This is a genomic window from Cupriavidus alkaliphilus, from assembly GCF_900094595.1.
In the GTDB taxonomy this organism is placed as follows: Bacteria; Pseudomonadota; Gammaproteobacteria; order Burkholderiales; family Burkholderiaceae; genus Cupriavidus; species Cupriavidus alkaliphilus.
Genome location: NZ_FMAD01000005.1, coordinates 32,557 through 45,907, shown reverse-complemented (window position 1 = coordinate 45,907; position 13,351 = coordinate 32,557). Strand labels below are relative to the sequence as shown.

Genomic DNA, 13,351 nt, shown 5'->3' with positions numbered 1-13,351 from the left:
CAATGTCCATGATTGAACTCGGCGGCAAGGTTGCCGTCGTTACCGGCGGGTCCTCCGGCATCGGGCTGGCGACCGTCGAGCTGCTGCTCGAAGCGGGCGCCGCCGTCGCCCTGTGCGGCCGCGACGAGGCCCGCCTGCGCAGCGCCGAAGCGCAGCTGCGCGAGCAATTCCCCGGGTGCAGGCTCCATGCCGCCACCTGTGATGTGCTGAAGCCGGAACAGGTCGCCGCCTTTGCCGCCGAGGTGCAGGCCACGCTGGGCAACGCCGACATGCTGGTCAACAACGCCGGCCAGGGCCGCGTGTCCACCTTCGCCAATACCGAGGACGCGGCCTGGACGGACGAGCTGCAGCTCAAGTTCTTCTCGGTGATCCACCCGACGCGCGCGTTCCTGCCGCAGCTGGAGCAGTCGGGGCAGGGCGCCATCGTCTGCGTCAACTCGCTGCTGGCGCAGCAGCCCGAGCCGCACATGGTGGCAACCTCCGCCGCGCGCGCCGGCGTGCTCAACCTGGTGCGCTCGATGGCCACCGAGTTCGCGCCCAAGGGCGTGCGCGTCAACGGCATCCTGATCGGGCTGGTCGAGTCGGGCCAGTGGCGCCGCCGCTTCGACGCGCGTCCCGAGGAAGACCGCCACCTGGACTGGGCCGCGTGGACCGCGCGCCTGGCCCGGCAGAAAAATATTCCCCTTGGCCGCCTGGGCCTGCCCGTCGAGGCAGCCCGCGCCATCCTGTTCCTTGCCTCGCCGTTGTCTTCGTACACCACGGGCAGCCATATCGATATCTCCGGAGGACACTCCCGTCATGCCTAATCAACAACCGTACGAACAGCAGCAGGTCACCGTCGGCTGCGCCATCACGGCGTTTCTCGAGCAGTGCGGCGTCAAGGCCGCGTTCGGCGTGATCTCGATCCACAACATGCCGATCCTCGACGCCATGGGCGAGCGCGGCAAGATCCGCTTCGTGCCGGCGCGCGGCGAAGCGGGCGGCACCAACATGGCCGACGCCTACGCCCGCACCACCGGCGGCCTGGGCGTGTGCCTGACCAGCACCGGCACCGCCGCAGGCAACGCCGCCGGCGCGATGGTCGAAGCGCTGACCGCCGGCACGCCGTTGCTGCATATCACCGGGCAGATCGAGACCCCGTACCTGGACCAGAGCCTGGCCTACATCCACGAAGCGCCGGACCAGCTCACCATGCTGAAGGCCGTGTCGAAGGCCGCGTTCCGCATCCGCAGCGCCGACACCGCGATCAGCACCATCAAGCTGGCGGTGCAGACCGCGCTGACGGCGCCGACCGGCCCGGTCAGCGTGGAGATCCCCATCGACATCCAGGCCGCGCTGATCGACCTGCCGGCCGACCTGCAGCCGCTGCCGGTGCCGCAGCACGTGCCGTCGGCGCACGCGCTGGACGCGCTGGCCGAGCGCCTGGTGAAGGCGAAGCGCCCGCTGCTGTGGCTGGGCGGCGGCGCGCGCCATGCCAGCAAGCAGGTGCAGCGCCTGCTGGACCTGGGCTTCGGCGTGGTCACCAGCACCCAGGGCCGCGGCATCGTGCCCGAGGACGATCCGCGCTCGCTGGGCGCGTTCAACCTGCACAAGCCGGTCGAGGCCTTCTACCAGAGCTGCGACGCGATGCTGGTGGTGGGCTCGCGCCTGCGCGGCAATGAAACCCTGAAGTACGAGCTGAAGCTGCCGCGCCCGCTGCTGCGCATCGACGCCGATCCCGCCGCCGAAGGCCGCTGCTACATGAGCGACTATTTCGTCAGCGGCGACGCCGCGCTGGCGCTGGATGCGCTGGCCGACCGGCTCGAGCAGCGCATGCAGATCGACCCGGCCTTCGCCGCCGACCTGCGCCGCGCGCACGACACCGCCGTCAACAGCCTGGTCGACGGCCTGGGCCCGTACTCGGCGCTGGTGCAGGCGCTGCAGGACGCGGTCGGCCGCAACTTCAACTGGGTGCGCGACGTGACCGTGTCGAACAGCACCTGGGGCAACCGCCAGCTGCGCATCTTCGACTCCCGCGCCGGCGTGCATGCGCTGGGCGGCGGCATCGGCCAGGGCCTGGCCATGGGCATCGGCGCCGCGATCGGCGCCGCGGCCACCGCCTCGGGCAAGAAGACTTACACCCTGGCCGGCGACGGCGGTTTCATCCTGAACCTGGGTGAACTGGCAACGGCGGTGCAGGAACGCGCCGACATGGTGATCGTGCTGATGAACGACAAGGGCTACGGCGTGATCAAGAACATCCAGGACGCCCAGTACGGCGGCCGCCGCCACTATGTGGACCTGCATACGCCGGACTACGCCACGCTGGCGAAGTCGCTGTCGCTGCGCCACGCGCGCGTCAGCAACCTGGCCGAGGTCGGTGCCGCGCTCGACGCGGCCAGGGCCGAGTCCGGCCCGTTCCTGCTGGAAATCGACATGCTGTCGATCGGTTCCTTCAAGACCATCTTCGCCGGCCCCCCGGTGAACAAGGACAACGAAGAGCCGGCGCGCGAACAAACCACTGTCACCGCCTGAGGGAGACCCGCGATGCTGCATGTGTCCATGGTTGGCTGCGGCGCGATCGGCCGCGGCGTGCTGGAATTGCTCAAGATCGATCCGGACGTAGTGTTTGACGTGGTGATCGTGCCGGAGCACACGATGGACGAGGCCCGCGGCGCGGTCTCCGCGCTGGCGCCGCGCGCCCGCGTTGCCACGCACCTGGACGACCAGCGGCCCGACCTGCTGGTCGAGTGCGCCGGCCATCATGCGCTGGAGGAGCACATCGTGCCGGCGCTGGAGCGCGGTATCCCGTGCATGGTGGTGTCGGTGGGCGCGCTGTCCGAGCCCGGCATGGCCGAGCGCCTGGAAGCCGCGGCGCGCCGCGGCGGCACGCAGGTGCAGCTGCTGTCCGGCGCGATCGGTGCCATCGATGCGCTGGCCGCGGCCCGCGTCGGCGGGCTGGACGAGGTCATCTACACCGGCCGCAAGCCGGCGCGCGCATGGGCTGGCACCCCGGCCGAGAAGCTGTTCGACCTGGATGCGCTGACCGAGGCCACGGTGATCTTCGAAGGCACCGCGCGCGACGCCGCGCGCCTGTACCCGAAGAACGCCAACGTCGCCGCCACGGTGTCGCTGGCCGGCCTGGGGCTGGACCGCACTTCGGTGAAGCTGCTGGCCGATCCGCACGCGGTGGAGAACGTGCATCACGTGGAAGCGCGCGGGGCGTTCGGCGGGTTTGAGCTGACCATGCGCGGCAAGCCGCTGGCGGCGAACCCGAAGACGTCGGCGCTGACGGTGTTCAGCGTGGTGCGGGCGCTGGGGAATAGGGCGCACGCGGTATCGATTTAAGGGACTGAGGCGCCAACGACTGCTGCGTGTTTGCTCCCCTCTCCCGCTTGCGGGAGAGGGGAGTTAGGCAGCAGCATTTGACAACGCCGTCGCAGCAAGAAACCGCAGCAGGACCCAGGCCACGACAGACATAGCAGGCAACGACATGAACCCACAAGAAGTACTCCCCATCTGCATCGCAGGCGAGTGGCGCCTCGGCACCGGCGACCGCTACGGCACGCGCTATCCGGCGACCGGCGAAGTCGTCGCCGAACTGAACGCCGCCAGCCTGGCTGACGTGGAAGAAGCCGTGCAGGGTGCTCACCACGCTTTCCTTACCAGCGGCTGGGCGCAACGCAAGCCGCACGAGCGCGCCGCCGTGCTGTACCGCGTGGCCGAACTGATCCGTGCACAAGCCGAGCCGCTGGCCCAGCGCCAGCGCCTGGACAACGGCAAGCCCATCAGCGAAACGCGCGCGCTGGTTGCCAGCGCCGCCGGCACCTTCCAGTTCTTTGCCGCCGCCTGCGAAACGCTGGAAGAAACCATCACGCCGCAGCGCGGCGATTGCCTGACCATGAGCGTCTACGAGCCGATGGGCGTGGTCGCGGCGATCACGCCGTGGAACTCGCCGATCGCCAGCGAGGCGCAGAAGATGGCGCCCGCGCTTGCCGCCGGCAACGCCGTGGTGGTCAAGCCGGCTGAAGTCACGCCGCTGATGGCGCTGGAACTGGCGCGCATCTGCGAGGAAGCCGGCGTGCCCAGGGGGCTGATCAGCGTGCTGCCGGGCAAGGGCTCGGTGATCGGCGACGCCATCACCAAGCATCCGCTGGTGCGCCGCGTGTCGTTCACCGGCGGCACCACCACCGGCAAGCACATCGCCCATATCGCCGCCGACAAGATGATGCCGGTGTCGCTGGAGCTGGGCGGCAAGTCGCCGACCATGGTGTTCGACGATGCCGACCTCGACCACGCGGTCAACGGCGTGCTGTACGGCATCTTCAGCTCGTCGGGCGAATCGTGCATCGCGGGCTCGCGGCTGTTCGTGGCGCGGTCGCAGTACGAGGCCTTCATCGACCGGCTGGCGCACGGCGCCGCGCAGCTGCGCGTGGGCAACCCGGCCGACGAGCGCACCCAGATGGGTCCGCTGATCACCGACCGCCATCGCGATTCGATCGAATCGTACGTCGCGGCGGGTGTGGACGAAGGCGGGCAGCTGCGCACCGGCGGCGTGCGTCCCGACGTGGCCGGGCTGCCCAACGGCTATTTCTACACGCCGACCATCATCGAAGGCCTGGACAACCACGCCCGCATCTGCCAGGAGGAAATCTTCGGCCCGGTGCTGGTGGCGATCCCGTTCGACGACGAGGACGACCTGATCGAGCAGGCCAACGACAGCGTCTACGCGCTCGCCGCCGGCATCTGGACGCGCGACTACAAGCACGCCTGGCGCGTGGCCCGTGCCGTGCAGGCGGGCAATGTGTGGATCAACACCTACAAGCAGTTCTCGATCGCGACGCCGTTCGGCGGCTGGCGCGACAGCGGCCTGGGCCGCGAGAAGGGACGGCTGGGCATCCTGCAGTACATGGAGCAGAAAAGCGTGTACTGGGGCCTGAACGAACAACCGCTGCCGTGGGCCAACCACTGAACCCGGCAGGCTGGAGAGAAGCAATGATCAAGGTATTGGGAATCGACGAGATCGTCTACGGCGCGGATGACTTCGACGCCTGCCGCGGTTTCTTCACTGACTGGGGCCTGGCCATCAAGCGCGACGACGCGCAGGGCCTGGACTTCGAAACGCTGAACGGATGCCGCGTGCTGGTGCGCCGCATCGACGACCCGTCGCTGCCGCCCGCGATCGAGGCCGGCCCGACGCTGCGCGAAGTGGTGTGGGGCGTTGAATCGCAGGCATCGCTCGACCACCTCGCCGAAGCGATCGCCGATGCGCCGGGCTTCATCAGGCAGGGCGAAGGCAAGGATGGACGCGATTGGCTGCGCCTCGGCTGCACCGACCCCAACGGCCTGGCGGTGCGCTTCCAGGTCACGCGCAAGCACGACGTGCAGGTCGAATGCGCGCTGATGAACACGTGGAACGACAAGCCGCGCATGAACCAGCGCAGCCCGATCTACGACCACGCCACGCCGATCGAAGTCGGCCACGTGGTGTTCTTCGTCAAGGACGTCAAGGCTACCGAGCAGTTCTATGTGGAGAAGTTCGGCTTCGTGCCGTCCGACCGCTATCCGGACCGCGGCGCGTTCCTGCGCTGCACCGCGGACGGCGGCCACCACGACCTGTTCCTGCTGCAGCTGCCGGAGCCGAAGAGCGGCCTGAACCATGTCGCCTTCACCGTGCGCGACATCCATGAAGTGTTCGGCGGCGGCATGCATGTCTCGCGCAAGGGCTGGGACACGCAGCTGGGCCCGGGCCGGCACCCGATTTCATCGGCTTACTTCTGGTACTTCAAGAATCCGGCCGGCGGCCTGATCGAGTACTACGCCGACGAAGACCAGCTCGACGAGCACTGGGAGCCGCGCGCCTTCGAGCCGGGCCCGACCATGTTCGCCGAATGGGCGATCGAGGGCGGCATCGACGGCAACACCCGCCGCCAGAAGGACGCGGGCGGCCCGGCAGGCAAGTTCCTGACCGAGAAGCGGTAAGCAGCAGCGCAACAGAAGGAAGCAGCAATGAGTGCCCACCAGTCCCTGACCCTGCGGGTCCAGGCCATGCGCTACGAAGCGCGCGGCGTGGTCAGCATCGAACTGCAAGACCCCGAAGGGAAGACCCTGCCCGAGTACAGCCCGGGCGCCCATATCGACCTGCACCTGGGCAACGGCCTGGTGCGCAGCTACTCGCTGTGCGGCGCGCCGGAAACGCGCACCCGCTACACCGTGGGCGTGCTGCTGGACCGCGGCAGCCGCGGCGGCTCGCGCTACGTGCACGAGCAGCTGCGCGTCGGTGCCACGCTGACCGTGGGCGCGCCACGCAACAACTTCGAGCTCGACGAGAGCGCCGCGCATACCGTGCTGGTCGCCGGCGGCATCGGCGTCACGCCGATCGTCTGCATGGCGCGCCGGCTGGCCGAGCTGGGCCGCTCGTTCACGCTGATCTACTGCGCCCGCTCGCGCGCCGAGGCGGCCTTCGCCGAACAGCTGTCGGCGTACGGCGACAGCGTGCGCTTCCACTTCGACGACGAAGCCGGCGCGCCGCCCGACCTGCGGGCCATGCTGGCCGGGCAGGACGCGCAGACGCACTTCTACTGCTGCGGCCCCGGCCCGATGCTGAACGCATTCGAGGCCGCATGCGAAGCGCATGCCTATCCCAACGTCCATATCGAGCGCTTCGCCGCCGACCCGTCGACCGAAGCGGTGCAGGAAGGCGAGTATGTGGTGCAGCTGTCGCGCACCGGCTCGCTGGTCAAGGTGCCGTCGGGCAAGTCGCTGCTGGACGCGCTGCTCGATTCCGGCGTAGAGGTCGAATACAGCTGCCGCGAAGGCGTATGCGGCTCGTGCGAGACCGCCGTGCTGGAAGGCTGCCCCGACCACCGCGACAGCGTGCTGAGCAACAGCGAGCGCGCCAGCAACAAGACCATGATGGTGTGCGTGTCGGGGTGCAAGGGCAGCAAGCTGGTGCTGGACTTGTAATCCTGCCGTAGCGCCATCGCATGCCGACGGTGTTCCCCTCTCCCCTCACGGGGAGAGGGCAGGGTGAGGGGTGGTCTGGCAAGGCGCCACGCCCCCAGAACCGTCGGCCTTCACCCCCGGCCCCTCTCCCGCGCGCGGGAGAGGGGAGCAAAGCTCCCGCCAGGCGGGACGCCCAAGACCCAACCCAAAAAATCCCGTGCTAACCCAGAGACAAGACGCAGCGTCCCCCGGCGCACCGGTGGCCGCCACCGCAGGTATCGTGACCGTGGCCGACAGTGCCGGCCAGAGCGCCGCCGGCGCCCGCACCGGCCCGCTCACGCGCGGCAATATCGTCGCCCGCATCGAGCGCATGCCCGGCAACGCCATGCATGTGCGGGCCCGGCTGCTGATCGGCCTGGCCACCTTCTTCGACGGCTTCGACGTAATCGCCATCGCCGCCACGCTGCCGCTGCTGATCGCGCAGTGGTCGCTCACGCCCGCGCAGATCGGGGTCCTGATCGCGGCGCCGTCGGTCGGCCAGCTGGTCGGGGCGCTGTTGTTCCCGGGGCTGGCCGAGCGCTTCGGCCGGCTGCGCTCGATCGGCTGGAGCGCGGGCATCATCGGCCTGATGAGCATTGCTTGCGGCTTCGCGCCGTCGTTCGAGATTTTCCTGCTGCTGCGCATCGTGCAGGGCCTGGGCCTCGGCGGCGAGCTGCCGGTGGCCGCCACCTATATCAACGAAGTCACGCGCGCGCACGGCCGCGGGCGCTTCGTGCTGCTGTACGAGGTGGTGTTCCCGATCGGCCTGATGGTGTCGAACGGCGTCGGCGCCTGGCTGGTGCCGCACTACGGCTGGGAGGTGATGTACTTTATCGGCGGGGTGCCGCTGGTGCTGTTCTTCATCCTGCGCCGCGTGATTCCGGAATCGCCGCGCTGGCTGGCCGAGAAGGGCCGGCTGCAAGAGGCCGACGCCGCGCTGCGCGCGTTCGAGGCGCGCGCCCGCACGCCGCTGCCGCCGCCGGCCGACGCCAGCGCCTACGATCGCATGGTAAGCCACCCGCGCCGCCGCTTGCGCGACCTCGTCGGCAAGGCCTATCTCGGCCGCACGCTGGCGGTGTGGATGCTGTGGGCCACGTGCGGCTTTATCCAGTACGGGCTGTCGACGTGGCTGCCCACGGTCTACAAGACCGTCTACCACGCGCCGCTGCAGCTGGCGCTGAACCTGGCAGCGGCGGCGTCGGTGCTGGGCGTGGTGGGGTCGCTGGTCTGCGCCATGATCGTCGACAAGGTCGGGCGCAAGCCGGTGATCAATGTGTCGTTCCTGCTGTGCGCGCTGTCGCTGGTGCTGGCGGGCGTGTTCCACGCCTCCAGCGTGTACGTGGTCGCGACCTTCTGCGCGCTGGCGATGGGCTTCCTCGCCAGCGGCTTCATCACCGCCTATGTCTACACGCCGGAGCTGTATCCGACCAGCGTGCGGGCCATGGGCTGCGGCCTCGGCGGGGCCTGGCTGAAGCTGGCGGCGATCTTCGCGCCGGGGCTGATCGCCAGCACCATCGGCAGCGGCAACCTGAGCTTCGCCTTCTTCGCGCTGTCGGTGGTGCCGGCGCTGGCGGCCATCACCGTGCACTGCCTTGGCATCGAGACCAAGGGGCGGGTGCTGGAGGAACTGGAGGTCTGAGCGGGCCCGTGCCCATGCCGCTTCCGTCAGCAGCGCATGGGCAGTGCGGCAGCTGGTACCTCGATCAGCGCATCGACCACCACCACGCCCTGCGCACTAGCCATCACCGGGTTGAGGTCGACCGAGCGGATCGCACCGCCGGCGGCATGGACCAGTTCGCCCACCTGTAGCGCCAGCCGGCATAGCGCGCCGATGTCGACCGCGGTCTCGTCGCGTACCCCGCGCAGCAGCGGCGCGATGCGCAGCCGGTCCAGCGCACGGGCCACGTCGGCCTGCCGGCAGGGCGCCAGCAGTACCGCAGTATCGCGCAGCACTTCCACGTACTTGCCGCCATCGCCCACCACCAGCACCGCGCCGAACACCGGATCCCAGTGCGCGCCGACCATGCATTCGCGCTGGCCGCGCGCTATGCGCGCGACCACGATGCCTTCGCACGCGGCGCCCATGGCCTTCAGGGTGCGGACCTGCGAGGTGAAGGCGCTGGCGACGGCCCCGGGGTCGTTGCAGTGCAGGGCGACCAGCCCATGCTCGCTCTTGTGCGGGACCTGCGGCGAGCTGGCCTTGACCGCGACCGGCGCGCCGATGCGCCGCCACGCGGCTACCGCGGCGTCGACGTCCTGGCACAGGTAGTGCTCGACCACCGAGATTCCGGCGGCGGACAGGCGTGCCAGGCTGGCGGCCTCGCTCAGCGTCACGCCGGCAGCGATGCTCGCCGGCAGCGCAGGGGCTGCCGGCAGCGGCGGCGCGCCTTCCTCGGCAATCTGCCGCAGGCGCTGCTGGTGCGATACCAGCTGCCCGAAGGCGCCCAGCGCCTCGGCGGCACTGGCGAAGGTGGGCACGCCGGCCTGGCGGAAGGCTTCGGCCACCGTGGCCTGCCACACGGCCACCGCGATGGGCTTGCCTGCGCGGTCGGCAAAGGCGGCCGCGTCGCGGGCAAAGCGGGGCACCTCGTAGCCCATGCCGGAGACCGGGATGTCGAGCAGGAACAGGTCCGCAGCCGGATCGCGCGCCGCCACCGGCAGCACGTCGCCGAACAGTGCGCTGTTGGTCAGCAGCGCCGCGGTGACGTCGATCGGGTTGGTGGTGGCGGCAAATCCCGGCAGGCGTTCGGCCAGCGCGGCCTGCGTGGCGTCGGACAGCGGCGCCAGCGCCAGCCCGAAGGAGGGCGCGGCATCGGCCGCCATCACGCAACTGGCGCCCGAGTTGCTGACCACCACCAGCCGGCGTCCTTCCGTGTTCCAGCCGCGCAGGTACAGCGGCGCGCAGCGCGCCAGCGCGTGCGCATCGTCGACACGCCAGATGCCGTGGCGCGCCAGGAAGGCATCGACCGCGCGATCCTCGCTGGCCATCGCGCCGGTGTGCGAGGCCGCCGCCCGCTGCCCGTCCTGCGAGCGTCCGGCCTTGACCGCCACCACCGGCATGTTGCGCGCCCGCGCCACGCGCGCCGCCTCCGCCAGCACTTCGGGATCGGACAGGCTTTCCAGGTACAGCAGCACCAGCCGCACGCCGGGATCGTGCGCCACCGCCAGCGCCAGTTCGCTGACGGTGATGTCGGCCTGGTTGCCGGTGGCGTGCATGTGCCGCACGCCGATGCCCTGGCCGCGCAGCAGCCCGTAGACCATCGCCGCCACGCCGCCGCTCTGGCTGACCACGGCGACCGGGCCGTCCTGCGGCGGGACCTCGATGAACATGGTGGAGAAGCTGGCGATGGCGCCGCTGCCGAAGTTGGCCAGCCCCTGGCTGTTGGGGCCGACCAGCCGCATCCCGGCGCTGCGCGCGGCGCGCACCATCTCGTCCTGCTGGCGCCGGCCTTCGGCACCGGCCTCGCCGAAGCCTGACGCGATCACGATCGCCGCCGCCACCCCCAGCCGGGCGCAGTCGCGCACCGCCTGCACCGCGGCGTCGCCGGCGACGATGACGATGGCCAGCTCCGGGACTTCCGGCAGCGCGTCCAGCGTGGGAAAGGCTCGCAGGCCCTGGATGGTGTCGCGCTGCGGGTTGACCGGGTAGAGCGTGCCGGCGTAGCCGTGCGTCTTCATGTAATGGATGGGCCGGCCGCCGATCTTGTGGGCGTTGTCGGAGGCGCCGATCACGGCGATGGAACGGGGCGCGAGCAGGGACTGGAGGGAAGCGGTCATGGCGAGGGCGTGGCGTATGGGTGGCTGGTGCGTGGCGGGTGCGTGGGGCTCAGTCGATGGTGGCGCCGGAGGCCTTGACCACCCGCGCCCATTTGTCGATTTCCTGGTCGAGGAACTTCGCGGTCGCGGGTGGCGAGGTCCATTCCGCGGCAAAGCCCTGGGTCGCAAAACGCGCGCGCACGTCGGCGTCGTCGAGCACGGATTTCAGCGCCGCAGCGATCGCTTCGAGCACCGCGGGCGGTGTGCCGGCGGGGGCCAGCAGCGCATTCCAGGCGGTGGCCTCGTAGCCGGGCAGGCCTGACTGCGCGATGGTCGGCCTGTCCGGCGCGGCCGGCGAGCGCTGCGCGCCGGTGACCGCCAGCGCCCTGAGCTTGCCATCGCGCACGAACGGCATCGCCGACAGCATGGTGTCGAACATCACCGTGGCCTGGCCGCCCATCACGTCGGTCAGCGCGGGCGCGCTGCCCTTGTACGGGACGTGCGTCATGCGTACACCGGCCATGCTGTTGAACAGCTCCGCGGCGAGATGGGTGGACTGGCCGTTGCCCGAGCTGGCAAAGGTGAGCTGCCCCGGCCTGGCCCTGGCCATGGCGATCAGCTCCGCGACATTGGCGGCAGGCGTGGCGGGCGCCGTCACCAGCACCAGCGGGCCACGCGTGAGCAGGCTCACCGGCGCGAAGTCCTTGCGGGTGTCGTAGCCGGGCTTGCGGAACAGCGTCATGTTGATCGCATGCGCGGTGGTGGCGACCAGCAGCGTGTAGCCGTCGGGCGCGGCGCGGGCCACTGCCTCGGCGCCGATATTGCCGCCGGCGCCGGGACGGTTTTCCACCACCAGTGGCTGGCCGAGCCGCTCAGAGAGCTTCTGGCCCACCACGCGCGCGACGATGTCGGTGGGGCCGCCCGGCGGGTAGGGCACCACCAGCCGGACCGGCCTGGCCGGGAAGGATTGCGCCAGCGCGGGTGGCACGGCCGCCGCGGACAGCACCAGGCAGGAAAACAGGGCGAGCGCGTGCCGCCGGGATAGATTCGGTGCCAAGGGAATTCTCCAGGTTGGGATTGCCGGCCGGGATGGGAACGGGCGCGCGCCGGCTGGCGCCCGCGGGCCGCTATTCGCGCAGGAAACGCAGCAGGGTGGCTTCGCCGAAGCGCAGGAAGCCCGCGCGCACGCGCTCGCCGATCGCCACGCCGGGCTCGGCATGGCCCATCACGCGTAGGCCCTCGTCCAGCGTGGCCAGCACCAGTGTGTATGGCGCCAGGGCGCGGAAGGCCTCGGTCGGGGCGCGGCTGATCTCGGTGACCGCGTAGACCGTGGCCAGTCCGCCGGCATCGCGCCAGTGCAATTGCAGGCAGCCGCAGGCGCGGCAGGCGTGGCGCTCCAGCGGCTGCCAGGCGCCGCAGCCGTCGCAGCACTGGTAGCGCACCACGCCGGCATCGAGTCCATCGGTATAGGGGTGGCGGGCGGGATCGCTCATGTTGCGGCCTCCAGCACCAGGCTGACATGCGACGACAGTACGCCGCCGTCGGCATGGAACAGCGCGCGGCGGCGCCGGCTCAGCTGGCGTTCACCGGCGCGGCCCGCGAGCTGGCGCGCGGCTTCGGCGAGATGCATCAGCCCGCCCGCCACGCCGGAGTGGCCGAACGCCAGCAGTCCGCCATGCGTATTGAGCGGCAGCGTGCCATCGCAGCCGAAATCGCCGGCATGCAGCCGCGCGTGCGCCTGGCCGCGTGGCGCCAGTCCAAGTTCTTCGAGCAGCATGACCAGGGTGATGGTGAACGAGTCATAGATCGCCAGGCAGTCGATGCTCTCCACATCACCGCCGGCCTCGGCAAAGGCACGGTGCGCGGCGTCGGCGGCGCCGGTCTGCATCACGTCGTCGAGCGCGCCCAGATGCTGGTGCCGGTGCGCCTGGCCCGCGCCGGCGATGCGCACCGGCGTGCCGGCGCCGGGCTCGGCGGAGACGATCACCGCGACCGCGCCATCGGAAATCGGGCAGCAGTCGGACAGCCGCAGCGGCGTGGCGATCGGACGCGCGGCACATGCTTGCGCGAGCGACAGCGGCTCGCGCAGGTGAGCATCCGGATGGCCGGCGGCATGCGCGCGCATCAGCACCGCAAAGCCGGACAGCGCATCGGCATCCATCCCGGTCTGGTACAGGTAGCGCGACGCCAGCAGCGCGTAGTAGGCCGGCACCGAGGCGCCGTTGGGCACCTCGGCATGCGGCTCGCCCACCTGCGCCAGCGTCTGGATCGACTGGTCGCGGCTCTGGCCGCTGAGGCGGTTCTCGCCCGCGACCACCAGCACATGGCGGCAGCGGCCGGCGCGCACCAGCTCGTGCGCCAGCATCGCCATCACGCCCCCGGTGGCGCCGCCTGCCGCCACGCCATGGGCGTAGGCGGGCCTGAGCGAGGCGTATTCGCAAAAGCGGTCGGCCAGCATCAGGTGCGGCAGCGTGGTGGCATAGCCGCACAGCACGCCGTCGAGTTCGGCGCGCGCCAGCCCGGCGTCGGCCAGCGCGGCATCGGCAGCCTGCGCCATCAGCGTCAGCGGGGTGCTGCCGTCGAGGCGGCCGAAGCGCGTATTGCCGGTGCCGCGTACAAAGGTGGCATGCAT

The 13,351-nt window shown here is 70.4% G+C and carries 11 protein-coding genes; 7 read left to right on the top strand and 4 right to left on the bottom strand.

Annotation, left to right across the window (positions count from 1 at the left end):
- Positions 1–2 precede the first annotated feature (2 nt).
- The 7 genes from GA0116996_RS12120 (at position 3) to GA0116996_RS12090 (ending at position 8,602) form a co-directional block, all read left to right on the top strand.
- Complete coding sequence (locus GA0116996_RS12120; RefSeq protein ID WP_092311373.1) at positions 3–806, top strand: SDR family oxidoreductase; 804 nt, start codon at positions 3–5, stop codon at positions 804–806.
- On the top strand, positions 799–2,514 hold the full coding sequence (locus GA0116996_RS12115) for a thiamine pyrophosphate-binding protein (RefSeq protein WP_092311370.1): 1,716 nt from the start codon (positions 799–801) through the stop codon (positions 2,512–2,514). Before GA0116996_RS12120 ends, GA0116996_RS12115 begins: the two co-directional genes overlap by 8 nt.
- 12 nt (positions 2,515–2,526) lie before the next feature.
- On the top strand, positions 2,527–3,327 hold the full coding sequence (locus GA0116996_RS12110) for an aspartate dehydrogenase (RefSeq protein ID WP_092311367.1): 801 nt from the start codon (positions 2,527–2,529) through the stop codon (positions 3,325–3,327).
- A 145-nt stretch (positions 3,328–3,472) separates the two neighbouring features.
- Positions 3,473–4,951 (top strand): aldehyde dehydrogenase, encoded by a 1,479-nt coding sequence (locus GA0116996_RS12105; RefSeq protein ID WP_092311364.1) that lies wholly within the window; start codon positions 3,473–3,475, stop codon positions 4,949–4,951.
- Positions 4,952–4,974: 23 nt separating this feature from the next.
- On the top strand, positions 4,975–5,961 hold the full coding sequence (locus GA0116996_RS12100) for a VOC family protein (RefSeq protein ID WP_092311361.1): 987 nt from the start codon (positions 4,975–4,977) through the stop codon (positions 5,959–5,961).
- 27 nt (positions 5,962–5,988) lie between these two features.
- Positions 5,989–6,945: a PDR/VanB family oxidoreductase gene (locus GA0116996_RS12095; protein ID WP_092311359.1), complete on the top strand. Its 957-nt coding sequence runs from the start codon at positions 5,989–5,991 to the stop codon at positions 6,943–6,945.
- A 238-nt stretch (positions 6,946–7,183) separates the two neighbouring features.
- Positions 7,184–8,602, top strand: coding sequence for an MFS transporter (locus GA0116996_RS12090; RefSeq protein ID WP_375790516.1), 1,419 nt, complete (start codon positions 7,184–7,186; stop codon positions 8,600–8,602).
- A gap of 26 nt (positions 8,603–8,628) precedes the next feature.
- Here the strand turns inward: GA0116996_RS12090 and GA0116996_RS12085 are convergent, their stop codons facing one another.
- The 4 genes from GA0116996_RS12085 to GA0116996_RS12070 form a co-directional block, all read right to left on the bottom strand.
- Positions 8,629–10,740: an acetate--CoA ligase family protein gene (locus GA0116996_RS12085; RefSeq protein ID WP_092311356.1), complete on the bottom strand. Its 2,112-nt coding sequence runs from the start codon at positions 10,738–10,740 to the stop codon at positions 8,629–8,631.
- 49 nt (positions 10,741–10,789) lie between these two features.
- Positions 10,790–11,776 (bottom strand): tripartite tricarboxylate transporter substrate binding protein, encoded by a 987-nt coding sequence (locus GA0116996_RS12080; protein WP_092311353.1) that lies wholly within the window; start codon positions 11,774–11,776, stop codon positions 10,790–10,792.
- Positions 11,777–11,846: 70 nt separating this feature from the next.
- On the bottom strand, positions 11,847–12,212 hold the full coding sequence (locus GA0116996_RS12075; RefSeq protein ID WP_092311350.1) for a Zn-ribbon domain-containing OB-fold protein: 366 nt from the start codon (positions 12,210–12,212) through the stop codon (positions 11,847–11,849).
- Positions 12,209–13,351, bottom strand: coding sequence for a thiolase family protein (locus GA0116996_RS12070; RefSeq protein ID WP_092311347.1), 1,143 nt, complete (start codon positions 13,349–13,351; stop codon positions 12,209–12,211). The genes GA0116996_RS12075 and GA0116996_RS12070 overlap by 4 nt, the downstream gene beginning before the upstream one ends.

Coding starts and splice junctions, on each gene's coding strand:
- GA0116996_RS12110 (WP_092311367.1), top strand. CDS start 2,527: ATGCTGCATGTGTCCATGGTTGGCTGCGGCGCGATCGGCCGCGGCGTG.
- GA0116996_RS12115 (WP_092311370.1), top strand. CDS start 799: ATGCCTAATCAACAACCGTACGAACAGCAGCAGGTCACCGTCGGCTGC.
- GA0116996_RS12085 (WP_092311356.1), bottom strand. CDS start 10,740: ATGACCGCTTCCCTCCAGTCCCTGCTCGCGCCCCGTTCCATCGCCGTG.
- GA0116996_RS12100 (WP_092311361.1), top strand. CDS start 4,975: ATGATCAAGGTATTGGGAATCGACGAGATCGTCTACGGCGCGGATGAC.
- GA0116996_RS12095 (WP_092311359.1), top strand. CDS start 5,989: ATGAGTGCCCACCAGTCCCTGACCCTGCGGGTCCAGGCCATGCGCTAC.
- GA0116996_RS12105 (WP_092311364.1), top strand. CDS start 3,473: ATGAACCCACAAGAAGTACTCCCCATCTGCATCGCAGGCGAGTGGCGC.
- GA0116996_RS12070 (WP_092311347.1), bottom strand. CDS start 13,351: ATGCATGCCACCTTTGTACGCGGCACCGGCAATACGCGCTTCGGCCGC.
- GA0116996_RS12075 (WP_092311350.1), bottom strand. CDS start 12,212: ATGAGCGATCCCGCCCGCCACCCCTATACCGATGGACTCGATGCCGGC.
- GA0116996_RS12120 (WP_092311373.1), top strand. CDS start 3: ATGTCCATGATTGAACTCGGCGGCAAGGTTGCCGTCGTTACCGGCGGG.